This is a genomic window from Geodermatophilus africanus, assembly GCF_900107105.1.
GTDB classification, from domain to species: domain Bacteria; phylum Actinomycetota; class Actinomycetes; order Mycobacteriales; family Geodermatophilaceae; genus Geodermatophilus; species Geodermatophilus africanus.
In genome coordinates, this window is the sequence record NZ_FNOT01000006.1 from 142296 (window position 1) to 166452 (window position 24157).

Consider the following 24157-nt stretch of genomic DNA (forward strand, 5'->3'; position numbering starts at 1 on the left):
CGGTCGCAGCGTGCCCGCGCTGCCGCCCTACGCCGCCGTCGTCCTCGCCGGCGGTCGCGCGGCGCGGATGGGCGGGCAGGCCAAGCCACAGCTCGAGGTGGGCGGCCGCGCCATCCTCGAGCGGGTCCTGGCCGCCGTGCCCGACGCCGCCCCGCGGATCGTCGTCGGCCCCCCGCAGCCGGTGCCGCCGGACGTCCTCGTCGTCCGGGAGGACCCGCCCCGGGGCGGCCCCGTGGCCGCCATCAAGGCGGGGCTCGGGCACGTCCCCGGCGAGGTGGTCGCCCTGCTCGCCGGCGACCTGCCGTTCCTCACCGCCGGGCTGGTCCGGGCACTGCGGGACCGGCTGACCGGTGACGGCGTGCTGGTCGTCGACGACACCGGCCGCGACCAGCTGCTGCTGGGGGTGTGGCGGACGGCGGCGCTGCGGGCGGCGGTCGCCGACGTCGACGGGCCCACCTCGGTGCGCCGGGTGCTCGCCCCGCTGGCGGTCCGGCGGCTGCACCCGGAGGTCGCGCCCGGTCAGCCGCCGCCGTGGATCGACTGCGACACCCCGGCCGACCTCGCCCGGGCCCGGGCGGCCGCCGTGCGCCGGGTTCCCCGCCGACCCGGGGGGTAGGGCTGCTCAATGCGCATCGTCATCGCCGGGGCCCACGGGCAGGTCGCCCGTCGCCTCGGCCGCCTGCTGTCCGGCCGGGGCGACACGGTCGCCGGGATCGTCCGCAACCCCGCGCACGCCGACGACCTGCGCGCCGACGGGGTGGAGCCGGTCGTCCTCGACCTCGAGCAGGCCGGCGTGGACCAGGTCGCCGAGGTGGTGTCCGGGGCCGACGCCGTGGTCTTCGCGGCGGGGGCCGGCCCGGGCAGCGGCGGGGCCCGCAAGCACACCGTCGACAAGGGCGCGGCCCTGCTGCTCGCCGACGCGGCCGAGCGGGCGGGCGTCCGGCGGTACCTGCTGGTGTCCTCGATGGGGGTCGAGCAGGCCCGCCAGGGGACGCCGCAGGGCATGGACCCGGTCTTCGCCGCCTACCTGCAGGCCAAGCTCGCCGCCGAGGACGCGATCCTGCCCCGGCCCGCCCTGGACACGGTGATCCTGCGGCCCGGCCGGCTCACCGACGAGCCCGGCACCGGCCGGGTCACCCTCGCCCACGGCGTGGCCTTCGGCGACGTGCCGCGGGACGACGTCGCCGCGGTGCTGCTCGCGCTGCTGGACGCCGGGAAGACCGACGAGGTCGTCGAGCTCGTCAGCGGCGACACCCCGATCGACGAGGCCGTCGCCGCGCTCCCCTGAGAAGGGACCCCGTCCTCCCCACCCTTTGCGACGGCAGCGCGGTGCCCGGGACGGGGCCACACCGGGGCGTCGTCCCTCAAGAGCGGAGGCCCCGCGTGACCACCGCCCGGGCGGCCAGCTCGTCGTCGGGCGGGTAGTCGACCGCCAGCAGCGTCAGCCCGCCGGGCGGGACGACCGGCACCTCGCTGGAGCGGGCGCCGGCACCGAGCAGCGCCGCCGGCCACTCCGGCGGACGCCGCCCCTCCCCCACCGCGGTGAGCGCACCGACCAGGCTGCGCACCATCGAGTGGCAGAAGGCGTCGGCCGAGGCCCGCACGGTCACCAGGTCGCCGTCGCGCGCCACGTCGAGGGCGAGCAGGGTGCGGATGGTCGTCGCGCCCTCCCGGCGACGGCAGAACGCGGCGAAGTCGTGCAGGCCCAGCAACGACCCCGCGGCGGCCGCCATCGCCGCGGCGTCCAGCTGCCGGGGCCAACCGACCGTGTCGGCGCGGCGCAGGGGCGGCGGCCCGCTGTCGGCGTCGGTCAGCCGGTAGACGTAGTGCCGGCGTAGCGCCCCGAAGCGGGCCTCGAACTCCGGCGGCGCCTCCTCGACCGCGTGGACGGCGATGTCGGGGGGCAGCACGCCGCGCAGCCGGCGCACCAGCCTGGCGCGCTGCCCCTCCCACACCGCCCGGGGGACGTCGGCGTGGGCGACCTGGCCGGTGGCGTGCACCCCGGCGTCGGTGCGCCCGGCGACGGTCAGCGCGACCGGTTGCCGCAGCACCCGTGCCAGGGCCTCCTCGAGGTCTCCCTGCACGGTGCGCTGGGCGGGCTGCCGGGCCCAGCCGTGCAGCGCGGTCCCGTCGTAGGCGATCCCGAGCCGGAGACGGACGAGCCCGCCACCGGGCGGGGTGACGGGCTCGTCGGTACGGCGTGGAGTGGTCAGCGACCGCTCACCGGGGGTCGGGAGCGGCCTCGCCCCCGGGCGCGTGCGTGCCGGCGGTCGCGGCGTCGCCCAGCTCGGCGGCCTCGACCTCGGCGGCAGCCGCGCGGGCCACGTCCGGGGACAGCGCCGGGTCGTCGACCACGGCGACGTTCTCGGCGGTCGGCTCCGGGGTCACGTCGGCGTCGTCCTGGCGCTCACCGTCGGGGGTGAACACGTCGGTGACGACCTGCTGGGCCTGCGCGTCGACGTTCCCGGAGGTCACGGCCGGCGAGGTGTCCCCGCCGGGGCCGGTGGTCTCCCCCACGAAGGTCGCCCCCTGGTCGCCGCCGCTGGCAGGGACCCCGGCCGCGCCGGCCTTGGCGCCCTCGCCCGGGTTCTCCCGGTCGCTCACCGGGCGCCGTCCGTGCCCTCGGCGTCGTCCGAGGACGTGTCGGCGTCCGCGGTCACCTCGGTGTCCACGGCGTCGCCACTGGTGTTGCTGCCGGCCTCGGTCGCACCCTCGTCGGACGCGGTGTCGTCGGACGCGGTGTCGGCGTCCGCGGTCACCTCGGCGTCCACGGCGTCGCCACTGGTGTTGCTGCCGGCCTCGGTGTCCTCGGCGACCTCGGCGCTCTCCAGCGCGTCGGCGGTGACCTCACCGGCGGCGGCAGCGGCGCCCGCGCCCGAGGCGGCACCGGCGAAGCGGGTGCCACGGGCGCGCTCGGCCTCGCCGACGGCCTGCTGGGCCACGGTCTGACCCTCGACCAGCTCGATGACCGCCATGGGGGCGTTGTCACCCTTGCGCGGCCCCACCTTGGTGATGCGGGTGTAGCCGCCCGGACGGTCCGCGAAGCGCGGCCCGATCTCGGCGAACAGCGTGTGCACGACGTCCTTGTCCCGGATCGTCGTCATCACCTGACGGCGGGCGTGCAGGTCACCGCGCTTGGCGAAGGTCACCAGCTTCTCGGCCAGGGGACGCAGCCGCTTGGCCTTCGCCGCGGTGGTCGTGATCCGCCCGTGCTCGAACAGCGACGTGGCCAGGTTGGCCAGCATCAGCCGCTCGTGCGAAGGGGAACCGCCGAGACGGGGGCCCTTGGTGGGGGTGGGCATGTCGGTCCTTCCTCAGGCTGCCGGGCCGCGGTGCCGGCTGCGTTCCATGGTGATGCTGACGTCTCGTGAGCGAGAGCGCGGGTGGTGCCTCCGGGCCAGTGTGGCGGGCCCGGGAGCGGTGCCGGACGGCGGGTCGCCCCGCCGTCCGGGCCGGCCCCGCTGCAGGGTCCCGCCGCCGGCCCCGTCCCGGATCCCGCCCTGAGCGTGCGAAGGGTGGGGAGGACGGGGTCCTGCCACGGCGGGGGCAGCGGGCTCCTTCGTCAGAGCTGCTCGGTCTCCTGGTAGGAGCCGTCGTCGTACTGCGCCTGGTCGTAGCCGGCGGCGAACTCGCCGTGGCCCTGGTAGGCGTCGGTCTCGTAGCCCTCGTCGTAGCTCTCGATCGAGGTGGGGATGAACCCGGGCGGGCTGTCCTTGAGGGCCAGACCCATGGCCGCGAGCTTCATCTTGACCTCGTCGATCGACTTGGCCCCGAAGTTGCGGATGTCCAGCAGGTCGGCCTCGGAGCGGGTGACGAGCTCCCCGACGGTGTGGACGCCCTCGCGCTTGAGGCAGTTGTAGGACCGCACGGTGAGGTCCATGTCCTCGATCGGCATCGAGAAGTTCGCGATGTCGGCGGCCTCGGCCGGGCTCGGCCCGACCTCGATGCCCTCGGCGTCGATGTTGAGCTCGCGCAGCAGGCCGAACAGCTCGACGAGGGTGGAGCCGGCACTGGCGATCGCGTCGCGCGGGGCGATCGACGGCTTGGTCTCCACGTCGACGACCAGGCGGTCGAAGTCGGTCCGCTGCTCGACACGGGTGGCCTCGACGGCGTAGGTCACCTTGAGGACGGGCGAGTAGATCGAGTCGACCGGGATGCGGCCGATCTCCTGGCCGGGCTGCTTGTTCTGCGGCGCCGGCACGTAGCCGCGGCCCCGCTCGACGACCAGCTCGATCTCAAGCCGGCCCTTGCCGTTCAGCGTGGCGATGTGCAGCTCGGGGTTGTGCACCTCGACACCGGCCGGCGGCGCGATGTCGGCGGCGGTGACCTCACCGGGGCCCTGCTTCCGCAGGTACATGGTCACCGGCTCGTCGGAGTCGGAGCTGACGACCAGGCCCTTGAGGTTGAGGATGATCTCGGTGACGTCCTCCTTGACCCCCGGCACGGTGGTGAACTCGTGCAAGGTGCCCTCGATCCGGATGCTGGTGACGGCCGCACCGGGGATCGAGCTGAGGAGCGTGCGCCGCAGGGAATTGCCGAGGGTGTAGCCGAAGCCGGGCTCGAGCGGCTCGATGACGAACCGCGAGCGCTGCTCGGAGATGGTCTCCTCGGTCAGCGTCGGACGCTGTGCGATGAGCATGGTGGTGTTCTCCTCGAGGTCCTCCGGCGCCCGCCATATGACGCCGTGAGGGGGTGGTGCGGGCCCCGGCGGACATCTGTCCGACCGCCGGAGCCGTTGGCCCCCCTGCAGGGTCCCGCCGCCGGCCCCGTCCCGGGTCCCGCCCCGACGTGCGAGGGGTGGGGAGGACGGGGTCCTTCTACGGTGGGGGCAGGGGGGCCCTCCTGCTTACTTCGAGTAGAGCTCGACGATCAACTGCTCCTGGACCGGGGTGTCGATCACCTGACGGGCCGGGACACTGTGGACCAGCACGCGCAGCTGGCTGCTGATGACCTCCAGCCACGGCGGCACGGGGCGCTCGCCGGCGCGGGCCTGGGCGACCTCGAAGGGCAGCATGCGCCGCGACTTCTCGGCGACCTCGATGATGTCGTTGGAGCTGACCCGGTACGACGGGATGTCGACCTTGCGGCCGTTGACCCGGATGTGACCGTGGCGCACCAGCTGACGGGCCATGTCACGGGACTCGGCGAAGCCGGCCCGGTACACGACGTTGTCGAGACGCGACTCGAGGATCTGCAGCAGGACCTCACCGGTCTTGCCCGACTTCTTGTTGGCCTCTTCGTAGTAGCCGCGGAACTGCTTCTCCAGGACGCCGTAGATGCGGCGCGCCTTCTGCTTCTCTCGCAGCTGCAGCAGGTATTCGCTGTCCTTACTGCGGCCCCGGCCGTGCTCGCCCGGCGGGTAGGGCCGGATCTCGATCGGGCACTTCGGGGACTCGCACTTGCTGCCCTTGAGGAACAGCTTCATCTTCTCGCGCCGGCACATGCGGCAGTCGGCTCCGGTGTAACGGGCCACGTCAGGTACTCCTCGTCAGTCTCGTCCGTGGCCGGTCAGACCCGGCGACGCTTCTTCGGGCGGCAGCCGTTGTGCGGCTGCGGGGTCACGTCCTGGATCTGGCCGACCTCGAGGCCGGTGGCCTGGAGGGACCGGATGGCGGTCTCGCGGCCGGAGCCGGGGCCCTTGACGAAGACGTCGACCTTGCGCATGCCGTGCTCCTGCGCCTTGCGCGCGGCGTTCTCGGCGGCCATCTGCGCGGCGAACGGCGTGGACTTGCGCGAGCCCTTGAAGCCGACGTGGCCGGCGGAGGCCCAGCTGATCACGTTGCCGTTGGGGTCGGTGATCGACACGATCGTGTTGTTGAACGTGCTCTTGATGTGCGCGGCGCCGTGGGCGACGTTCTTCTTCTCCTTGCGGCGGACCTTCTTGGCACCAGCCGCGGCGCGAGCCCTGGGAGGCATGTCTCTCCGGTTTCCTTCTGAACGATCAGTGGCCAGATGAGCACGAGCGGCGCGCCGTCGCTCCCGCCCTCACGGGTCGTGCGACGACGCGCCTCACGGCTTACTTCTTGCCGGCCTTCTTCTTGCCGGCGATGGTCTTGCGCGGGCCCTTGCTCGAGCGCGCGTTGGTGCGGGTGCGCTGCCCGTGGACGGGCAGGCCGCGGCGGTGACGCAGGCCCTGGTAGCAGCCGATCTCCACCTTGCGGCGGATGTCGGCGGCCACCTCGCGGCGCAGGTCACCCTCGACGCGGAAGTGCTCGTCGATGTAGTCGCGCAGCTTGAGCAGGTCCTCGTCCGTGAGGTCCCGGGCGCGCAGGTCGGGGCTGACGCCCGTCGCGGCCAGGGTCTCCTTGGCGTGGGTCTTGCCGATGCCGTAGATGTAGGTGAGCGCGATCTCCATCCGCTTCTCGCGGGGCAGGTCGACGCCGGCCAGTCGTGCCATGTCCAGGTACTCCCTCAGCCCTGCCGCTGCTTGTGGCGGGCGTTGTCGCAGATGACCATGACCCGGCCGTGCCGGCGGATCACCTTGCACTTGTCGCAGATCTTCTTCACCGACGGCTGGACCTTCACCGGTGCCGCCCCTCATTCCTGTCGATCGTGCGCCGAGCGCGCCCGCCCCTCGGGGCTGCGCGCGGCGGCGGTTACTTGTACCGGTAGACGATGCGACCGCGGGTCAGGTCGTAGGGCGAGAGCTCCACGACCACGCGGTCCTCGGGCAGGATGCGGATGTAGTGCTGGCGCATCTTGCCGCTGATGTGGGCGAGCACCCGGTGCCCGTTCTGCAGCTCGACCCGGAACATCGCGTTGGGCAGCGGCTCGACGACGCGACCCTCGACCTCGATGGCCCCGTCCTTCTTCGCCATGCCCGACACGGCCTCCCTGACTCGGTGGTGCTGGTGTCCCTCGCGCGCCCAGGCCGGGACCCGGCGGACGCACTCGGAGGTGTACAGAACGGGTGGTTCAGGCGCTCCCGCGAGGGCGCCCCGGGTCGTACGGCCACAGCACGACAGCAGGGCGGCGCGAACGCCGTCGGCCACTGTACCCCGCTCCGGCGCGCCGCTCCAACCCGCCCGCGGTGACCGCGCTCATGGCCTCGTCCCGAGGCCTGCCCTGAGCTCGCGAAGGGTGGGGACGGGGTCCTTCACGTACGGGGGGTGATCCCGAAGGGGGCCAGCCCCGCGACGCCGCCGTCCTCCGCCGTGAGGACCCACGGGCCCTCCGGGGTGATGGCGACGGTGTGCTCGAAGTGGGCCGCGCGCGATCCGTCCTTGGTGACCACGGTCCAGCCGTCCTCGAGTTCGACGGTGGCCGGGTCGCCCACGGTCACCATCGGCTCGATGGCCAGTGCCAGCCCCGGGACCAGCCGCGGCCCGCGCCCCGCCCGGCCGTAGTTCAGCACGTGCGGGTCCTGGTGCATCTCGGTGCCGATGCCGTGCCCGCCGTAGTGGTCGACGATCCCGTACGGGTGCCGCTCGGCGGTGATCGACTGCTCGACGGCGTGGCTGATGTCGGTGAGCCGCCCGCCGGCCAGCGCCTTGGCCAGGCCCGCCCACATCGACCGCTCGGTGACGCCGATCAGCGCCGCGTCCTCGGCCGACGGCGGCCCGACGGTGACGGTGACCGCGGAGTCGCCGTGCCAACCGTGCAGGATCGCGCCGCAGTCGATGGAGATGTTGTCGCCCTCGGCGAGCGCCCGGCCGCGGTCGGGGATGCCGTGGACGATCTCGTCGTTGATGGACGCGCAGATGCTGCCGGTGAAGCCGTGGTAGCCCAGGAAGGACGGCACCGCGCCGGCGCTGCGGATGTGGTCCTCGGCGATGGCGTCCAGCTCACCGGTGGTGACACCGGGGCGGACGGCGGCGCGGACGGCGGCGATCGCACCCGCCACGACGAGGCCCGCACCGCGCATGAGCTCGAGCTCGTGCGGCGTCTTGATCTGGATCATCCGTCCACTCCACTTCGCCAGCAGCGGGAGCCGGCCGAGGATCCCCGCGGCCGTCATCTGCGCCCGCCTGCCCTCAGCCCGCGTCCGGCCCGTCGGGACGCGTGCCCCCGCAGGCCGCCAGCGCGTCCATCGCCCGCTCGGTGACCTCCTCGACCGCGCCGATGGCGTCGATGCGCGTGAGCAGACCCTCGGTCTCGTACCAACCCGACAGCGGGGCGGTCTGTTCCCGGTACACCTGCAGCCGGTGCCGCACGGTCTCGGGCTTGTCGTCGTCCCGCTGCGCCCACTCACCGTCGACGAGCACCCGGCGGCCGGAGAGCCGGCGCACCAGCTCGTCCTCGTCCACGACCATCTCGAGCACGCAGTCGAGGCCGTGGCCCAGCTCGCGCAGCGAGTCCCGCAGCTGCTCGGCCTGGGCGATCGTCCGGGGGAAGCCGTCGAGCAGGAACCCGCCCTTGGCGTCGGTCTGGGCCAGCCGGTCCTTGACCATGGCCACGGTGATCTCGTCGGGGACGAGGTCGCCGGCGTCCATGTAGCTCTTGGCCTGCAGGCCGAGCTCGGTCTTGCCGCTCACGTTCGCGCGGAAGATGTCACCGGTCGAGATGGCCGGGGCGCCGAGCCGGCCGGCGATGATCTGCGCCTGGGTCCCCTTGCCCGCACCGGGAGGGCCCAGCAGCACGACGCGCACTACTTCAGGAACCCTTCATAGTTGCGCTGGTTGAGTTGCGTCTCGATCTGCTTCACCGTCTCCAACCCCACTCCGACCATGATCAGCACCGCGGTGCCACCGAACGGGAAGTTCTGGTTCTGCCCCTCCTGCGTGATGGAGAGGAACAGGTTGGGCAACACTGCCACCAGACCCAGGTAGATCGACCCCGGCAGGGTGATCCGGGACAGCACGTACTGCAGGTACTCGGCGGTGGGTCGGCCGGGGCGGATGCCCGGGATGAAGCCGCCGTAGCGCTTCATGTCCTCGGCCCGCTCCTCCGGGTTGAACGTGATCGACACGTAGAAGTACGTGAAGAAGACGATCAGGCCGAAGTAGATCGCGATGTGCACCGGGCTGCTCTGGTCGATGACGTAGTTCTCGACGAACTGGCGCACCGGGCCGGTCTCGTCCCCCTGCAGCTGGGTGATCAGCTGCGGGAGGTAGAGCAGCGAGGAGGCGAAGATGACCGGGATGACGCCGGCCTGGTTGACCTTCAGCGGCAGGTAGGTCGACGTCCCGCCGTACATCCGGCGGCCGACCATGCGCTTGGCGTACTGCACCGGGATGCGGCGCTGGGCCTGCTCGACGTAGACGACCGAGCCGATGACCACCAGCGCCAGCAGGCAGACCAGCGTGAACACGACGCCACCGCGGGTCTGCAGGATCGCGCCGCCCTCGGCGGGGATCCGGGCGGCGATCGAGGTGAAGATCAGCACGGACATGCCGTTGCCGATCCCCTTCTCGGTCAGCAGCTCGCCCAGCCACATGATCACGGCGGTTCCGGCGGTGAGCGCGACGACCAGGACGACCGTCGTCCAGATGGAGTCCGACGGGATGATGTCCTGCGAACAGCCCGGGAACAGCTGGCCGCTGCGGGCCAGGGCGATGATGCCGGTGCTCTGCAGGACCGCGAGCGCGATCGTCAGGTAGCGGGTGTACTGGGTCAGCTTGGCCTGACCCGACTGCCCTTCCTTCTTCAGCTGCTCGAAGCGCGGGATGACCACGACGAGCAGCTGGACGATGATGCTCGCGGTGATGTACGGCATGATGCCGAGCGCGAAGACCGACAGCCGCAGCAACGCACCGCCGGAGAACAGGTTCACCAGCGAGTAGAGGTCCCGCTGGTCGGATGCCTGCGCCTGCTCCAGACAGCTGTTGATGGCCTCGACCGAGACGCCCGGTCCCGGGATGGCGGCCCCCAGGCGGTACACGGCGATGATTGCCAGGGAGAACAGCAGCTTGCGCCGGAGGTCTGGCGTCCGGAACGCCGCGGCGAACGCCTGCAGCACGTGCCCTCCCCTGCTCGGTCGGATGAGATTAGCAACGAGCCCGGCCGCTCGACGGGAGGACCGGGCAGCAGATGACCCCGGGGCGCCGTGGGCGCCCCGGGGTCATCTGCCTTCAGATGCGGGTGGTGCTGCCCCCGGCCGCGCCGATCTTCTCGGCGGCCGACGCCGAGAAGGCGTGCGCGTGCACGTGCACCTGGACACCGCCCAGGTCGCCGGTGCCGAGGACCTTCACCGGCTGGCCGCGGCGTACGGCGCCGGCCTCGGCGAGGCTGTCGGGGTTCACCGAGCCGCCCTGGGGGAACAGGGCCGCGATCCGGTCGAGGTTGACGACCTGGAAGACGACCTTGTTCCGGTTCTTGAAGCCCGCGAGCTTGGGCAGCCGCATGTGCAGCGGCGTCTGCCCGCCCTCGAAGCGCGCGGAGGTGTTCCCGCGCGCGCCGGTGCCCTTGGTGCCGCGACCGGCGGTCTTGCCCTTGGAGCCCTCTCCGCGACCCACGCGGGTCTTGGGGGTGTGGGCGCCGGGGGCCGGACGCAGGTGGTGGACCTTCAGAGTCATGTGGTGTCCCTGCTCAGCTGATCTCTTCGACGGTGACCAGGTGCGGCACCGTCGCGACCATCCCGCGGATCTCGGGACGGTCCTCCTGGACGACCGAGTCGTTGATCCGCTTCAGGCCCAGCGAGCGCAGCGTCTGCCGCTGGTTGGGCTTGGTGCCGATGACCGACCGGATCTGGGTGACCTTCAGCTGCGCCATCTCAGACCCCCTGGCCCGCGCGCGCCCGCAGCATGGCGGCGGGAGCGACGTCCTCGAGCGGCAGGCCGCGGCGGGCCGCGATCTCCTCCGGACGGACGAGGTCCTTCAGCGCCTGCATGGTGGCGTGCACGATGTTGATCGGGTTGGACGACCCGAGGCTCTTGGAGAGCACGTCGTGGATGCCGGCGCACTCGAGCACGGCACGCACCGGGCCACCGGCGATGACACCGGTACCGGGGCTGGCCGGCTTGAGCAGCACCACGCCGGCCGCCGCCTCACCCTGCACGGGGTGCGGGATGGTGCTGGCGATCCGCGGCACCTTGTAGAAGTGCTTCTTGGCCTCCTCGACGCCCTTGGCGATCGCCGCGGGCACCTCCTTGGCCTTGCCGTAGCCGACGCCCACGGTGCCGTCGCCGTCGCCCACGATGACCAGGGCGGTGAAGCTGAAGCGCCGACCGCCCTTGACGACCTTGGACACGCGGTTGATGGCCACCACGCGCTCGATGAAGTTGCTCTTCTCGGCAGGCGCGCCGCCGGGCCCCCGCCCGCCGTCACGACGGTCGCGGCGGTCGTTGCCGCCGCCGGCGCCGCCGCCGCGTCGCTGTGGTCCTGGCATCAGACGTCCCTCTCGATCTGCTCTGTCTTCTCGTGGAGCTCGCTCAAGCCGGTGGGCCTGCGGTCCCTTGCCATCAGAAGTCCAGCCCACCCTCGCGGGCGCCGTCGGCCAGCGCCGCGATGCGGCCCTGGTACCGGTTGCCGCCCCGGTCGAAGACGACCGCGGTGATGCCGGCGGCCTGGGCGCGCTCGGCCACCAGGGCGCCGACCCGGCGGGCCAGCGTGGACTTGTCGCCCTCGGCGCTGCGCAGGCTGGCGTCCAGCGTCGAGGCACTGACCAGGGTGCGGCCGACGGTGTCGTCGACGACCTGGACGTGGATGTGCCGCGAGCTGCGCTTGACCACCAGGCGCGGCCGCTCCGGGGTCCCCGCCACGCGCTTGCGCAGACGGGTGTGCCGGCGCAGGCGGGAGACCCGCCGCGCGGTGCTGACGTCGGTGCCCACGGGCTTGTGCACCCGAGCACCGCTCTTCTCGGTCTGTGCCATCACTTACCCGTCTTCCCGACCTTGCGCTTGACGACCTCGCCCTGGTACCGCACGCCCTTGCCCTTGTAGGGGTCCGGACGGCGCAGCCCACGGATGTTGGCCGCGACCTGGCCCACCAGCTGCTTGTCGATCCCGGTCACCCGCAGGCGGGTCGGGGACTCGACCGTGAAGGTGATGCCCTCGGGGGCCCTCACCGGCACCGGGTGGCTGTAGCCCAGGGCGAACTCGAGGTCCGACCCGCGGGCCTGCACGCGGTACCCGACGCCGACGATCTCGAGGGTCTTGGTGTAGCCCTCGGTGACGCCGGTGATCATGTTGGCGATGAGCGTGCGCGACAGCCCGTGCAGGGCCCGGCTCTCACGCTCGTCGTCGGGGCGCTGCACCTGCAGCACGCCGTCCTCGCCGCGCTCGACGATGATCGGCGAGGCGACGGTGTGGCTCAGCGTGCCCTTGGGGCCCTGGACGCTCAGCGTCTGGCCGTCGATGGTGACGTCCACGCCACCGGGCACGGGAATCGGCAGTCGTCCGATCCGCGACATGTCACTCGCTCCTCACCAGACGTAGGCGAGGACTTCCCCACCCACGCCCTTCTTGTTCGCCTGGCGGTCGGTCAGCAGCCCGGTCGAGGTGGAGATGATGGCCACCCCGAGGCCGCCGAGCACCTTCGGCAGCGCGGTGGACTTGGCGTACACCCGCAGACCGGGCTTGGAGACGCGCCGGACGCCGGCGATGCTCCGCTCACGGTTGGGGCCGTACTTGAGGTCCACCACCAGCTCCTTGCGGGTGGCGCCGTCCCGCTCGACCTCGTTGACGGCCCAGCCGGCGATGTAGCCCTCCTGCTGGAGGATCTCGGCGATGTGCGTCTTCAGCTTGGACGACGGCATGGTCGTGGAGTCGTGGTACGCCTGGTTGGCGTTCCGGATCCGCGTCAGCATGTCCGCGATCGGGTCGGTCATCGTCATGTCGGGTGTTGCCTCTCTCGCCGCGGTTCCTCGTGCGCCGGGTCGCGGGGACTTGGCGCCGGGCCTCTCGGCGATCAGTGGTGAGGGGATGGAACGGCCCTGCTGCAGGGTCCCGAGCCGAGCTCGCGAGGCGTGGGGGGCAGCGGGGACCTTCTCTTACCAGGAACTCTTGCTGACGCCCGGCAGCTCGCCGGCGTGCGCCATCTCCCGCAGGCAGATCCGGCACAGGCCGAACTTGCGGAAGACCGAGTGCGGGCGACCGCACCGCTGGCACCGGGTGTAGCCGCGGACCGCGAACTTGGGCTTGCGGGCCGCCTTGTTGATCAGCGCCTTCTTGGCCATGTGGGTGTCTCCTCCCCCGGCTCAGCGGGTGGTGGTGACGACGGGCTGGCCGGCGAACGGGAAGCCCAGCAGGCGGAGGAGCTCGCGACCCTCCTCGTCGTTCGTGGCGGTGGTGACCAGCGTGATGTCCATGCCGCGCGGACGGTCGATCTTGTCCACGTCGATCTCGCGGAACATCGACTGCTCGGTCAGGCCGAACGTGTAGTTGCCGTGACCGTCGAACTGCTTGGCGTTGAGACCGCGGAAGTCACGGATGCGAGGCAGGGCCAGCGACAGCAGCCGGTCCAGGAACTCCCACATGCGGTCGCCGCGGAGGGTGACCTTCGCGCCGATCGGCATGCCCTCGCGCAGCTTGAACTGGGCGATGGACTTGCGGGCCCGCACGACGGCCGGCTTCTGGCCGGTGATGGCGGTCAGGTCGCGGACCGCGCCGTCCATCAGCTTGGCGTCGCGGGTGGCCTCGCCGACGCCCATGTTGACGACGATCTTGGTCAGCCGCGGGATCTGCATGACGTTCTCGTAGCCGAACTCGCCCTGCAGGGCCGGGACGATCTCGTCGCGGTAGCGGGCGAGCATGCGGGGCAGCTCACGGGTGGGTGCACTCATGGCGTCAGAGGTCCTTACCGGTGCGCCGCGAGACCCGGATGCTGCGGCCTTCCTCGTCCTTGCGGTAGCCGACCCGGGTCGGCTTGTCCTCGGAGTCGATCACCATCACGTTGCTCACGTGGATGGGAGCCTCCTGCGTGACGATCCCGCCCGACTGGGCACCACGCTGGTTCGAGCTGATCCGGGTGTGCTTCTTGACCCGGCCCACGCCCTCGACGAGGACCTTCTGCAGCTTCGGGTAGGCGGCGATCACCCGGCCCTTGGCGCCCTTGTCCTTGCCGGACAGCACCACGACGGTGTCGCCCTTCTTCACCTTCATCGACGGCGCCTTGGCCGTCGTGTCCTTCTTGGCAGCCATGGTCACAGCACCTCCGGAGCGAGCGAGATGATCCGCATGAAGCGCTTGTCGCGGAGCTCACGGCCGACCGGGCCGAAGATGCGCGTACCGCGCGGGTCGCCGCTGTCGCGGATGATGACGGCGGCGTTCTCGTCGAAGCGGATGTAGGAGCCGTCCGGACGACGGCGCTCCTTCACCGTGCGGACGACGACGGCCTTGACGACGTCGCCGCGCTTGACCCCCGCACCGGGCAGCGCGTCCTTGACGGTGGCGACGATGACGTCGCCGATGCCCGCGTAGCGTCGCCCGGAACCGCCGAGCACCCGGATGCAGAGGATCTCCTTCGCACCGGTGTTGTCGGCGACCCGCAGTCGCGACTCCTGCTGGATCACGTCCTACTCCCTGATCTCAGTTGTGACAGCCGGGCCGGAACGGTGAACCGGCTGTCCGGCACCCACGTGCGGACGCACCGGCAGCGTTCGCCGCCGGTGCGTCCGAGCACGGGTACCGGGATGGGCGCACCCGCGAGGGCGCGCCAGTCGTCCAGGGTACTCGCTCCTGGACCTGCCCCGGAGGGCGCCTCCGACGGGGGCCGGTGGGCCCCCACGAGGACCTACTTGGCCTTCTCGACGACCTCGACCAGCCGCCACCGCTTGGTGGCCGACGTCGGCCGGGTCTCCATGATCTGCACCCGGTCACCGATGCCGGCGACCTGCTGCTCGTCGTGCGCCTTCAGCTTGCTGGTGCGACGGATGACCTTGCCGTAGAGGCCGTGCTTCACGCGGTCCTCGACCTCGACGACGATGGTCTTGTTCATCTTGTCGCTGACCACGAGGCCCTCGCGGACCTTGCGGTAGCCACGGCCGGCCAGGCCGGGGCCCGACGCGGCGGCAGCGTTCGGCGTCTCCGCCGACTGGGGCTCACTCATGCCACACCCTCGTTCGGGGCGACCGAGAGGCCCAGCTCGCGCTCGCGCATGATCGTGTAGATCCGCGCGATGTCGCGGCGGACGGTCTGCAGCCGCCGGTTGTTGTCCAGCTGGCCGGTGGCCACCTGGAACCGCAGGTTGAACAGTTCTTCCTTGGACTCGCGCAGCCGCGTGGCGAGCTCGTCGGCGGAGAGCTCACGCAGCTCGGGAGCGGTCAGACCGGCGGCCATCACACCTCTCCTTCACGAGTGATGAAGCGGCACTTCATCGGCAGCTTGTGGATCGCGCGGCGCATCGCCTCGCGGGCCACGGGCTCGGCCACGCCCGACAGCTCGAACATGATCCGGCCCGGCTTGACGTTGGCCACCCACCACTCGGGCGAGCCCTTGCCGGAGCCCATGCGGGTCTCGGCAGGCTTCTTGGTGAGCGGGCGGTCCGGGTAGATGGAGATCCAGACCTTGCCGCCACGACGGATGTGGCGGGTCATGGCGATACGAGCGGACTCGATCTGCCGGTTGGTCACGTACGCCGGCTCGAGCGCCTGGATGGCGTAGTCACCGAAGTTGATCTCGGTGCCGCCCTTGGCACGACCCGAACGGCTCGGGTGGTGCTGCTTGCGGTGCTTGACGCGCCGTGGGATCAGCACGGTGTCAGACCCCCTGCTCAGTCGACGTGGTGGTGTTCTGCGCGGCCGTGTTCTCGGCCGCGGCGGTGGCCTCCGCGCCCGCACTCTCGGCGACGGTCTGCTCGGCCGCGACCTCGCCCGAGGTCGCGGCCACCGAGCTCTCCGTGGTGTCGACGGCCGGGCCGGTCGAGGACGCGGCGGCGCGGCCGGCCTCGGTGCCGCCGGCGGTGGTGCCGGACGAGCCGGAGCGGCGCTGCGGCCGCTGAGCCCGCTCGCGGCGCTGCTGACGCGCGGCGAGGGCCTCGAGGGCCTCCCGCTCGGCACGCGAGCCGCTGACGTCGCCCTTGTAGATCCAGACCTTCACGCCGATGCGGCCGAAGGTGGTCCGGGCCTCGTAGATGCCGTAGTCGATGTTCGCCCGGAGGGTGTGCAGCGGCACCCGGCCCTCGCGGTAGAACTCCGACCGGCTCATCTCGGTGCCGCCCAGGCGACCGGAGCACTGCACCCGGATGCCCTTGACCTGCGGGCTGCGCTGGGCCGACTGCATGGCCTTGCGCATGGCGCGGCGGAAGCTGACCCGGCTGGAGAGCTGCTCGGCGACGCCCTGGGCGACCAGCTGCGCGTCGGCCTCGGGGTTCTTCACCTCGAGGATGTTCAGCTGCACCTGCTTGCCGGTGAGCTTCTCCAGCTCCCCGCGGATGCGGTCGGCCTCCGCGCCGCGGCGGCCGATGACGATGCCCGGCCGGGCGGTGTGGATGTCGACGCGGACCCGGTCACGGGTGCGCTCGATCTCCACCTTGGAGATGCCGGCCCGCTCCATGCCCTTGGACATGAGCTTGCGGATCGCGACGTCTTCCTTGACGTAGTCCTTGTAGAGCTTGTCGGCGTACCACCGGGACTTGTAGTCGGTGGTGATGCCCAGCCGGAACCCGTGCGGGTTGACCTTCTGCCCCACTAGCGGGTCCCTCCCCTCGTGTTGCTCTTCTGCTGCCCTGTCTGCTGCGTCGCCGGGCCGGACTGCCCGGTGCGGCGGCGGGCCGTGCGCGACTTGCCGGCGAGCTCGGTGCTGGAGGAGACCTCCGCGACCTCGACGGTGATGTGGCAGGTCCGCTTGTTGATGCGGTAGGCGCGGCCCTGGGCGCGCGGACGGATCCGCTTGAGCGTCGGGCCCTCGTCGACGTACGCCGCGCTGACGACCAGCGCCGCGGGGTCGAGCCGCAGGTTGTGCTCGGCGTTGGCGACCGCGCTGGCGACCACCTTGAGGACCGGCTCGCTGGCGGCCTGCGGCGCGTAGCGCAGCAGTGCCAGGGCCTCGTCGGTCGGCAGGTAGCGGACGAGGTCCACCACCCGGCGTGCCTTCATGGGCGTGACGCGGACGAACCGGGCGGTGGCCCGGGCGGTCGGCGTCTCCTCTCCCAGCTGGGAAGTCATCGGTATCTCTCTCTACCTGGTCAGCCGCGCCGGGACCGGCGGTCGTCCTTCACGTGCCCACGGAAGGTGCGGGTGGGCGCGAACTCGCCGAGCTTGTGCCCGACCATCGCCTCGGTCACGAAGACCGGCACGTGTTTGCGGCCGTCGTGGACGGCGATCGTGTGGCCAAGCATGTCCGGGATGATCGTCGAACGGCGCGACCATGTCCGGATCACATTCTTGGTGCCCTTGTCGTTCTGCGCGTCCACCTTCTTGAGCAGGTGGTCGTCGACGAACGGGCCCTTCTTCAGGCTGCGTGGCATGTCTGTCGGACTCCTCTACCCGCTCAGCGCTTCTTGTTGGTGCGCCGGCGGCGCACGATCAGGGCGTCACTGGCCTTGCGCTTGCGCGTGCGGCCCTCCGGCTTGCCCTTCGGGTTCACCGGGTGGCGACCACCGGAGGTCTTGCCCTCACCACCACCGTGCGGGTGGTCCACCGGGTTCATGGCGACACCGCGGACGGTCGGGCGCTTGCCCTTCCACCGCATGCGGCCGGCCTTGCCCCAGTTGATGTTCGACTGCTCGGCGTTGCCCACCTCGCCGACGGTCGCGCGGCAGCGGACGTCGACGTTGCGGATCTCGCCCGACGGCATGCGCAGCTGCGCCAGCCGGCCCTCGCGGGCGACCAGCTGGACGCTGGTGCCGGCCGAGCGGGCGATCTTGGCGCCGCCGCCGGGCCGCAGCTCGATGGCGTGGACCACCGTGCCGACGGGGATGTTGCGCAGCGGCAGGTTGTTGCCCGGCTTGATGTCGGCCGCGGGGCCGCACTCCACCGTGTCGCCCTGCTTGAGACGGGCCGGCGCGATGATGTAGCGCTTCTCCCCGTCGGCAAAGTGCAGCAGCGCGATGCGCGAAGTGCGGTTCGGGTCGTACTCGATGTGCGCGACCTTGGCCGGCACGCCGTCCTTGTCGGCCCGGCGGAAGTCGATCACCCGGTAGGCGCGCTTGTGCCCGCCGCCCTGGTGCCGCGCCGTGACCTTCCCGTGGACGTTGCGCCCGCCGCGACCGTGCAGCGGCCGGACCAGCGACTTCTCGGGATGGTCGCGGGTGACCTCGGCGAAGTCGGCGACGCTCGAGCCGCGGCGGCCCGGCGTCGTCGGCTTGTACTTGCGGATAGCCATTGCTGACTCAGTTCCTCTGTCTCTGGTCCGATCGGTCGCGGCGCTCAGGCGCCGGGACCACCGAAGATCTCGATGCGGTCGCCGGGTGCCAGCGAGACGATGGCGCGCTTGGTGTCCTTGCGCTTGCCGAGCTTGTTGCCCCGGCTGCGCTTCCGCTTGCCCTGGCGGTTGACCGTGTTCACGCCGAGGACCTTGACGTTGAAGATCTGCTCGACCGCGATCTTGATCTGCGTCTTGTTGGCCTCGGGCAGGACGACGAACGTGTACTGGTTCTCGTCGAGCAGGCCGTAGCTCTTCTCCGAGATGACCGGGGACAGCAGGACGTCCCGGGGGTCGCGGACGCTCACTTGGTCTCCTCGGGGGTCGCGTCGGTGGTGCCGTCCTCGGTGGGCGGCGTGGCGTCGACACCGGCGTTGGCGGCCTCGGCCTGCGCGACCGGAGCTGCGGCGGCCTCGGCGGCAGTGGCCGGGGCGGCCTCCTGCGGCGTGGTGGCCGTGGGCGCGGCCGTCCTCGCGGCGGACGTCGTCTCCGGGGCCGGCTCGGCCGGGCTCTCGCCCAGGTCGAGGTCGGTGGTGCCCTCGACCGGCTGGATCGACGGGATGGCGCCCGGCACGTCCGGCGTCGTCAGGTCGGGCTTGGCGACCTGACGGCCCCGGGCCGAACCGGCGACGAACTCGGCGAGCGCGGCCTCGGTGAAGACGACCTCGTCGGCGACCAGCACGTCGTAGGTGTTGAGCTGGCCGGCCTCGAGCAGGTGCACCTGCGGCACGTTGCGCAGGCTCACCCAGTTGAGCGTGTCGTCCCGGTCGAGGACCACGAGCACCCGCTTGGCCTGGGTGATCGACTGGAGGGTCGCCAGCGCCGCCTTGGTCCTGGGGGCGTCGCCGTCGACGAAGGTGCTCACCACGTGCACGCGGTCCTCGCGGGCCCGGTCGGAGAGGGCGCCGCGCAGCGCGGCGGCCTTCATCTTCTTCGGGGTCTTCTGCGAGTAGTCGCGCGGCTGGGGGCCGTGGACGGTGCCACCGCCCTCGAACTGCGGCGCGCGGGTCGAGCCCTGCCGGGCGCGGCCGGTGCCCTTCTGGCGGTAGGGCTTGGCGCCACCACCGCTGACCTGACCACGGGTCTTCGTCGCGTGCGTGCCCTGGCGCGCGGCGGCCAGCTGGGCCACCACGACCTGGTGCATGAGCGAGACGTTGGCCGACGCGTCGAAGATCTCACCGGGCAGCGTGACGCTGCCGAAGGTCTCTCCCGCCGGGGTCCGGACGTCGACCTGCCGGTCGCTCCGAGTCTCGGTCGCCCCGCCGTTGATGGACGTGGTCACTGGTTCTCACTCCCCACGGGGCCACCCTTGACGGCCGAGCGGACGAGCACGAGGCCGCCCTTCGGGCCGGGGATCGCGCCCTTGATCAGCAGCAGCCCGCGCTCGGCGTCCACCTTGTGGACGGTGAGCGACAGGGTCGTCGTCTTGACCGCGCCCATGCGGCCGGCCATGCGCAGGCCCTTGAAGACGCGGCCGGGGGTCGAGGCCCCGCCGATGGAACCGGGCGACCGGTGCTTGCGCTGGGTGCCGTGCGCGGCGCCCAGCCCACGGAAGCCGTGCCGCTTCATGACACCGGCCGTGCCCTTGCCCTTGCTGGTGCCGATGACGTCGACCTTGGCCACGCCGTCGAAGACCTCGGCGGTCAGCTCCTGGCCGACCGTGTAGTCCGACGCGTCCTTCGTGCGCAGCTCGACCAGGTGCCGGCGCGGCGTCACGCCCGCCTTGGCGAAGTGCCCGCCCTCGGGCTTGTTCACCTTGCGCGGGTCGATCTCACCGAAGCCGAGCTGGACGGCGCTGTAGCCGTCGACCTCGGGGGTGCGCACCTGGGTCACCACACACGGGCCCGCCTTGACGACGGTCACCGGCACGATGCGGTTGTTCTCGTCGAAGACCTGGGTCATGCCCAGCTTCTCGCCGAGGAGACCACGGAATGTGCTCGCCATGTCTGCTGACTGCCCTTACTGGATGTTGACGTCGACCGAGGCCGGCAGGTCGATGCGCATCAGCGCGTCGACCGTCTTCGGCGTCGGGTCGAGGATGTCGATGAGGCGCTTGTGCGTGCGCATCTCGAAGTGCTCGCGCGAGTCCTTGTACTTGTGCGGCGAGCGGATGACGCAGTACACGTTCTTCTCCGTCGGCAGCGGCACCGGGCCGACGACGCGCGCACCGGTCTTGGTCACCGTCTCGACGATGCGCCGCGCCGAGGCGTCGATCGCCTCGTGGTCGTAGGCCTTCAGCCGGATGCGGATCTTCTGTCCCGCCATCGCTGTCTTCTGCTCCTGCCGATCGGTGTCAGTTCTTGCTGGGAACGCCGGGTCGTCCGGACCTCATCCGGTCTGGCCCAGCGTGCTGGGTGGCCGTGCACACAGGCAGGGCCACCCTGGGACGGGCGGCGGCGCAGGGGCGCGCCACCGCCCGTCAGGGAGGTGTTACTTGACGATCTTGGTGACGCGACCGGCGCCGACGGTCCGGCCACCCTCACGGATGGCGAACCGCAGGCCCTCCTCCATGGCGATCGGCTGGATGAGCTCGACCGTCATCTCGGTGTTGTCGCCCGGCATGACCATCTCGGTGCCGGCCGGCAGGGTCACGACGCCCGTGACGTCCGTGGTCCGGAAGTAGAACTGCGGACGGTAGTTGTTGAAGAAGGGCGTGTGACGGCCACCCTCGTCCTTCGAGAGGATGTAGACCGAACCCTCGAAGTTGGTGTGCGGGGTGATCGAACCCGGCTTCACGACGACCTGACCGCGCTCGACGTCCTCGCGCTTGATGCCGCGGAGCAGCAGACCGACGTTGTCGCCGGCCTGGCCCTGGTCGAGCAGCTTGCGGAACATCTCGACGCCGGTGACGGTCGTCTTGGTCGAGTTCGGACGGATGCCGACGATCTCGATCTCCTCGGACACCTTGACGATGCCGCGCTCCACGCGACCGGTGACGACGGTGCCGCGACCGGTGATGGTGAAGACGTCCTCGACGGGCATGAGGAAGGGCTTGTCGATCTCACGCTGCGGCTCGGGGATCGCGGTGTCGACCGCGTTCATGAGCTCCATCAGCTTGTCGCCCCATTCGGCGTCGCCCTCGAGGGCCTTCAGCGCCGAGACGCGGACCACGGGGACGTCGTCGCCCGGGAACTCGTACTCGGACAGCAGCTCACGGACCTCGAGCTCGACGAGCTCGAGGATCTCCTCGTCGTCGACCATGTCGGCCTTGTTGAGCGCCACGACGATGTAGGGGACGCCGACCTGGCGGGCCAGGAGGACGTGCTCCTTGGTCTGCGGCATCGGGCCGTCGGTCGCGGCGACCACCAGGATGGCGCCGTCCATCTGCGCCGCACCGGTGATCATGTTCTTGATGTAGTCGGCGTGCCCGGGGCAGTCGACGTGCGCGTAGTGACGGTTCTCCGTCTGGTACTCGACGTGGGCGATCGAGATCGTGATGCCGCGGGCCTTCTCCTCGGGCGCCTTGTCGATCTGGTCGAAGGCCGACGCCTCGTTGAGGTCCGGGTACTTGTCGTGCAGCACCTTGGTGATCGCCGCGGTCAGCGTGGTCTTGCCGTGGTCGATGTGCCCGATGGTGCCGATGTTGACGTGCGGCTTGGTCCGCTCGAACTTGGCCTTGGCCACTGGGTTCCTCTCCTCGTGGTGTCGCAGTCGTGCGCGAACTCTGGGGTGGGCTTGCTGGGGGCCGGGCGGGGACGTACCCCGCCCGGCGGGTCACTCGCCGGTCGCCGTGGCGATGTCCATGGCTCGGCCCCGGGACGCTTGAGCTCCTCGGGCCGTGGACGGCCCTGCGATGCTCACTCTCCCGTCGCCTTCGCGATGATCTCCTTGGCGACGTTCTGCGGGACCTCGGCGTACGAGTCGAACACCATGGTGTAGCTCGCCCGCCCCTGGGTGCGGCTGCGCAGGTCGCCCACGTAGCCGAACATCTCCGAGAGCGGGACCAGGGCCCGGACGACACGAGCGCCGGAGCGCTCCTCCATCGCCTGGATCATCCCGCGCCGGGAGTTGAGGTCGCCGATGACGTCACCCATGTAGTCCTCGGGCGTGACGACCTCGACGGCCATCATCGGCTCGAGCAGGGCCGGGTTGGCCTTGCGCGCGGCCTCCTTGAAGACCATCGAGCCGGCGATCTTGAAGGCCATCTCCGAGGAGTCGACCTCGTGGTACTGGCCGTCGATCAGGGTCGCCTTGACGCCCACCACCGGATAGCCGGCGAGGATGCCGTACTGCATGGCGTCCTGCATGCCCTGGTCGACCGAGGGGATGTACTCCCTGGGGATGCGACCACCGGTGACGGCGTTGACGAACTCGTAGGTGGCGGAGTCACCGCTGATCTCCAGCGGCTCCAGCGTCACCTGGACCTTCGCGAACTGACCGGACCCACCGGTCTGCTTCTTGTGGGTGTAGTCGTACTTCTCGACGGCCTTGCGGATCGTCTCGCGGTAGGCCACCTGCGGCTTGCCGACGTTGGCCTCGACCTTGAACTCGCGCCGCATGCGGTCGACGAGGATCTCCAGGTGCAGCTCGCCCATGCCGGAGATGACCGTCTGGCCGGTCTCCTCGTCGAGGCGCACCTGGAAGGTCGGGTCCTCCTCGGCCAGCTTCTGGATGGCCGTGCCCAGCTTCTCCTGGTCGCTCTTGGTCTTCGGCTCGATGGCGACCGAGATGACCGGCGCGGGGAAGGTCATCGACTCCAGGATGACCGGGTTCTGCGGGTCGCTGAGCGTGTCACCCGTGGTGGTCTGCTTCAGCCCGACGACGGCGACGATCTGGCCGGCGCCCACGCCCTCGCGCTCCTCGCGCTTGTTGGCGTGCATCTGGTAGATCTTGCCGATCCGCTCCTTGCGGTCCTTGGTGCTGTTGAGCACCGGGGACCCGGAGGAGAGCCGACCCGAGTACACGCGGATGTAGGTCAGCTTGCCCAGGTGCTGGTCGGTCTGGATCTTGAAGGCCAGCGACGAGAACGGCTCGCTCTCGTCGGCGTGCCGGAGCACCTCGGTCTCGCCGTCGAGGGCGGTGCCGACGATCGCCTCGACGTCCAGCGGGCTGGGCAGGTAGTCGGTGACCGCGTCGAGCAGCGGCTGGACGCCCTTGTTCTTGAAGGCCGTCCCGGTGAGGACCGGGTTGACCTGTGCGGCGATGGTCGCCTTGCGGATCGCGGCCTTCAGCATCTCGACGGAGATGTCCTCACCGCCGAGGTAGGTCTCCATGAACGCGTCGTCGGTCTCGGCGACGGTCTCCAGCAGCTTCTCGCGGTACTCGGCGGCCTGGTCGGCCAGCTCGGCGGGGATCTCCTCGATGGCGTAGTCCTCGCCCATCTGCGTCTCGCCGCGCCAGGTGAGCGCGCGCATCTGGACCAGGTCCACGACGCCGATGAAGTCGGCCTCGGCACCGATCGGCAGCTGCAGCACCAGCGGGTTGGCACCGAGCCGCTCGACCATCATGTCGATGCAGCGGAAGAAGTTCGCCCCGGTGCGGTCCAGCTTGTTGACGAAGCACATGCGCGGGACGCCGTACTTCTCCGCCTGCCGCCACACCTGCTCGGTCTGCGGCTCCACGCCGGCGACACCGTCGTACACCGCGACCGCACCGTCGAGCACCCGCAGCGACCGCTCCACCTCGACGGTGAAGTCGACGTGCCCGGGGGTGTCGATGATGTTGATGTCGTAGCCGTTCCAGGAGCACTTCGTCGCCGCGGACGTGATGGTGATGCCGCGCTCCTGCTCCTGCTCCATCCAGTCCATCGTGGCCGCGCCGTCGTGGACCTCACCGATCTTGTAGTTGATACCGGTGTAGAAGAGGATGCGCTCGGTCGTCGTGGTCTTGCCGGCGTCGATGTGCGCCATGATCCCGATGTTGCGGGTCTTGGCGAGGGTGGCCTGGGTGTCGGCCATGGATCTCTCCTCCGTGGATCGGGTCCGCGTGCGGGCTCCGGGGGGTGGCCCGGGTTCCCCGCCGGCCGCGGGGGCTGGCAG

37 protein-coding genes are annotated in these 24157 nt (G+C 71.0%); 2 read left to right on the forward strand and 35 right to left on the reverse strand.

Annotation, left to right across the window (positions count from 1 at the left end):
- The first annotated feature begins 10 nt into the window (after positions 1-10).
- Together mobA and BLW63_RS13010 are read left to right on the forward strand one after the other, a co-directional pair.
- A complete protein-coding gene (mobA, locus tag BLW63_RS13005; protein WP_091156658.1) occupies positions 11-616 on the forward strand; it encodes a molybdenum cofactor guanylyltransferase in 606 nt (201 codons plus the stop codon).
- 9 nt (positions 617-625) lie between these two features.
- Positions 626-1288, forward strand: a complete 663-nt coding sequence (locus BLW63_RS13010) for an SDR family oxidoreductase (protein WP_091156661.1) — start codon at positions 626-628, stop codon at positions 1286-1288.
- Between the two features lie 76 nt (positions 1289-1364).
- On the opposite strand, the gene truA is transcribed toward BLW63_RS13010, so the two are convergent.
- From truA to fusA, 35 genes are all read right to left on the reverse strand, one after another.
- On the reverse strand, positions 1365-2213 hold the full coding sequence (gene truA, locus BLW63_RS13015; RefSeq protein WP_091156664.1) for a tRNA pseudouridine(38-40) synthase TruA: 849 nt from the start codon (positions 2211-2213) through the stop codon (positions 1365-1367).
- A gap of 7 nt (positions 2214-2220) precedes the next feature.
- On the reverse strand, positions 2221-2604 hold the full coding sequence (locus BLW63_RS13020) for a hypothetical protein (protein ID WP_091156668.1): 384 nt from the start codon (positions 2602-2604) through the stop codon (positions 2221-2223).
- A complete protein-coding gene (gene rplQ, locus BLW63_RS28935; RefSeq protein WP_091156671.1) occupies positions 2601-3302 on the reverse strand; it encodes a 50S ribosomal protein L17 in 702 nt (233 codons plus the stop codon). The genes BLW63_RS13020 and rplQ overlap by 4 nt, the downstream gene beginning before the upstream one ends.
- 260 nt (positions 3303-3562) lie before the next feature.
- Positions 3563-4639, reverse strand: coding sequence for a DNA-directed RNA polymerase subunit alpha (locus BLW63_RS13030; RefSeq protein ID WP_091156674.1), 1077 nt, complete (start codon positions 4637-4639; stop codon positions 3563-3565).
- A gap of 207 nt (positions 4640-4846) precedes the next feature.
- A complete protein-coding gene (gene rpsD / locus BLW63_RS13035) occupies positions 4847-5473 on the reverse strand; it encodes a 30S ribosomal protein S4 (RefSeq protein WP_091156677.1) in 627 nt (208 codons plus the stop codon).
- A gap of 35 nt (positions 5474-5508) precedes the next feature.
- Positions 5509-5916: a 30S ribosomal protein S11 gene (rpsK, locus tag BLW63_RS13040; RefSeq protein ID WP_014377968.1), complete on the reverse strand. Its 408-nt coding sequence runs from the start codon at positions 5914-5916 to the stop codon at positions 5509-5511.
- A 100-nt stretch (positions 5917-6016) separates the two neighbouring features.
- Complete coding sequence (gene rpsM / locus BLW63_RS13045; RefSeq protein WP_091156680.1) at positions 6017-6397, reverse strand: 30S ribosomal protein S13; 381 nt, start codon at positions 6395-6397, stop codon at positions 6017-6019.
- A gap of 14 nt (positions 6398-6411) precedes the next feature.
- Positions 6412-6525, reverse strand: a complete 114-nt coding sequence (gene rpmJ, locus BLW63_RS13050; RefSeq protein ID WP_012950458.1) for a 50S ribosomal protein L36 — start codon at positions 6523-6525, stop codon at positions 6412-6414.
- A 71-nt stretch (positions 6526-6596) separates the two neighbouring features.
- Entirely contained in the window at positions 6597-6818 is a 222-nt protein-coding gene (gene infA, locus BLW63_RS13055) for a translation initiation factor IF-1 (RefSeq protein ID WP_012950459.1), read from the reverse strand.
- 278 nt (positions 6819-7096) lie between these two features.
- Complete coding sequence (gene map / locus BLW63_RS13060; protein ID WP_244522548.1) at positions 7097-7957, reverse strand: type I methionyl aminopeptidase; 861 nt, start codon at positions 7955-7957, stop codon at positions 7097-7099.
- A gap of 16 nt (positions 7958-7973) precedes the next feature.
- Positions 7974-8588, reverse strand: a complete 615-nt coding sequence (locus BLW63_RS13065; RefSeq protein ID WP_091156683.1) for an adenylate kinase — start codon at positions 8586-8588, stop codon at positions 7974-7976.
- A complete protein-coding gene (gene secY, locus BLW63_RS13070) occupies positions 8588-9898 on the reverse strand; it encodes a preprotein translocase subunit SecY (protein WP_091156687.1) in 1311 nt (436 codons plus the stop codon). Before secY ends, BLW63_RS13065 begins: the two co-directional genes overlap by 1 nt.
- Positions 9899-10010: 112 nt before the next feature.
- Complete coding sequence (gene rplO / locus BLW63_RS13075) at positions 10011-10454, reverse strand: 50S ribosomal protein L15 (RefSeq protein ID WP_091156689.1); 444 nt, start codon at positions 10452-10454, stop codon at positions 10011-10013.
- Positions 10455-10467: 13 nt separating this feature from the next.
- On the reverse strand, positions 10468-10650 hold the full coding sequence (rpmD, locus tag BLW63_RS13080) for a 50S ribosomal protein L30 (RefSeq protein ID WP_072919085.1): 183 nt from the start codon (positions 10648-10650) through the stop codon (positions 10468-10470).
- A 1-nt stretch (position 10651) separates the two neighbouring features.
- The gene (gene rpsE / locus BLW63_RS13085; RefSeq protein WP_072919083.1) at positions 10652-11266 is read right to left on the reverse strand and encodes a 30S ribosomal protein S5; all 615 of its coding nucleotides are present in this window, start codon (positions 11264-11266) and stop codon (positions 10652-10654) included.
- Positions 11267-11339: 73 nt separating this feature from the next.
- The gene (gene rplR / locus BLW63_RS13090) at positions 11340-11750 is read right to left on the reverse strand and encodes a 50S ribosomal protein L18 (protein WP_091157203.1); all 411 of its coding nucleotides are present in this window, start codon (positions 11748-11750) and stop codon (positions 11340-11342) included.
- A complete protein-coding gene (rplF, locus tag BLW63_RS13095; protein ID WP_091156698.1) occupies positions 11750-12289 on the reverse strand; it encodes a 50S ribosomal protein L6 in 540 nt (179 codons plus the stop codon). The genes rplR and rplF overlap by 1 nt, the downstream gene beginning before the upstream one ends.
- Before the next feature lie 12 nt (positions 12290-12301).
- Entirely contained in the window at positions 12302-12706 is a 405-nt protein-coding gene (rpsH, locus tag BLW63_RS13100; RefSeq protein WP_425284243.1) for a 30S ribosomal protein S8, read from the reverse strand.
- A gap of 162 nt (positions 12707-12868) precedes the next feature.
- Complete coding sequence (locus BLW63_RS13105) at positions 12869-13054, reverse strand: type Z 30S ribosomal protein S14 (RefSeq protein WP_012950469.1); 186 nt, start codon at positions 13052-13054, stop codon at positions 12869-12871.
- Between the two features lie 21 nt (positions 13055-13075).
- Entirely contained in the window at positions 13076-13660 is a 585-nt protein-coding gene (gene rplE / locus BLW63_RS13110; RefSeq protein WP_091156705.1) for a 50S ribosomal protein L5, read from the reverse strand.
- A gap of 4 nt (positions 13661-13664) precedes the next feature.
- Entirely contained in the window at positions 13665-14018 is a 354-nt protein-coding gene (gene rplX / locus BLW63_RS13115; protein WP_425284244.1) for a 50S ribosomal protein L24, read from the reverse strand.
- 2 nt (positions 14019-14020) lie between these two features.
- A complete protein-coding gene (rplN, locus tag BLW63_RS13120; protein WP_012950472.1) occupies positions 14021-14389 on the reverse strand; it encodes a 50S ribosomal protein L14 in 369 nt (122 codons plus the stop codon).
- Between the two features lie 221 nt (positions 14390-14610).
- On the reverse strand, positions 14611-14925 hold the full coding sequence (gene rpsQ, locus BLW63_RS13125) for a 30S ribosomal protein S17 (RefSeq protein ID WP_342028711.1): 315 nt from the start codon (positions 14923-14925) through the stop codon (positions 14611-14613).
- Positions 14922-15155: a 50S ribosomal protein L29 gene (gene rpmC, locus BLW63_RS13130; protein WP_040338545.1), complete on the reverse strand. Its 234-nt coding sequence runs from the start codon at positions 15153-15155 to the stop codon at positions 14922-14924. Before rpmC ends, rpsQ begins: the two co-directional genes overlap by 4 nt.
- The gene (gene rplP, locus BLW63_RS13135; RefSeq protein ID WP_091156708.1) at positions 15155-15571 is read right to left on the reverse strand and encodes a 50S ribosomal protein L16; all 417 of its coding nucleotides are present in this window, start codon (positions 15569-15571) and stop codon (positions 15155-15157) included. Before rplP ends, rpmC begins: the two co-directional genes overlap by 1 nt.
- Positions 15572-15575: 4 nt before the next feature.
- Positions 15576-16505, reverse strand: coding sequence for a 30S ribosomal protein S3 (rpsC, locus tag BLW63_RS13140; RefSeq protein WP_091156711.1), 930 nt, complete (start codon positions 16503-16505; stop codon positions 15576-15578).
- On the reverse strand, positions 16505-16981 hold the full coding sequence (rplV, locus tag BLW63_RS13145; RefSeq protein WP_091156714.1) for a 50S ribosomal protein L22: 477 nt from the start codon (positions 16979-16981) through the stop codon (positions 16505-16507). Before rplV ends, rpsC begins: the two co-directional genes overlap by 1 nt.
- A gap of 20 nt (positions 16982-17001) precedes the next feature.
- Entirely contained in the window at positions 17002-17283 is a 282-nt protein-coding gene (rpsS, locus tag BLW63_RS13150) for a 30S ribosomal protein S19 (RefSeq protein ID WP_012950478.1), read from the reverse strand.
- Positions 17284-17306: 23 nt separating this feature from the next.
- Complete coding sequence (gene rplB / locus BLW63_RS13155) at positions 17307-18140, reverse strand: 50S ribosomal protein L2 (RefSeq protein ID WP_091156717.1); 834 nt, start codon at positions 18138-18140, stop codon at positions 17307-17309.
- Positions 18141-18184: 44 nt separating this feature from the next.
- Complete coding sequence (rplW, locus tag BLW63_RS13160) at positions 18185-18487, reverse strand: 50S ribosomal protein L23 (RefSeq protein WP_091156721.1); 303 nt, start codon at positions 18485-18487, stop codon at positions 18185-18187.
- On the reverse strand, positions 18484-19461 hold the full coding sequence (gene rplD / locus BLW63_RS13165) for a 50S ribosomal protein L4 (protein ID WP_170856751.1): 978 nt from the start codon (positions 19459-19461) through the stop codon (positions 18484-18486). The genes rplW and rplD overlap by 4 nt, the downstream gene beginning before the upstream one ends.
- On the reverse strand, positions 19458-20123 hold the full coding sequence (gene rplC / locus BLW63_RS13170; protein ID WP_091156726.1) for a 50S ribosomal protein L3: 666 nt from the start codon (positions 20121-20123) through the stop codon (positions 19458-19460). Before rplC ends, rplD begins: the two co-directional genes overlap by 4 nt.
- Positions 20124-20138: 15 nt before the next feature.
- On the reverse strand, positions 20139-20444 hold the full coding sequence (gene rpsJ, locus BLW63_RS13175; protein ID WP_012950483.1) for a 30S ribosomal protein S10: 306 nt from the start codon (positions 20442-20444) through the stop codon (positions 20139-20141).
- A 165-nt stretch (positions 20445-20609) separates the two neighbouring features.
- Positions 20610-21803 carry an elongation factor Tu gene (gene tuf, locus BLW63_RS13180; RefSeq protein ID WP_091156729.1) on the reverse strand — a complete coding sequence of 398 codons (1194 nt, stop codon included), beginning with the start codon at positions 21801-21803 and terminating at the stop codon, positions 20610-20612.
- Positions 21804-21976: 173 nt separating this feature from the next.
- A complete protein-coding gene (gene fusA, locus BLW63_RS13185; RefSeq protein WP_091156733.1) occupies positions 21977-24076 on the reverse strand; it encodes an elongation factor G in 2100 nt (699 codons plus the stop codon).
- Positions 24077-24157 lie beyond the last annotated feature (81 nt).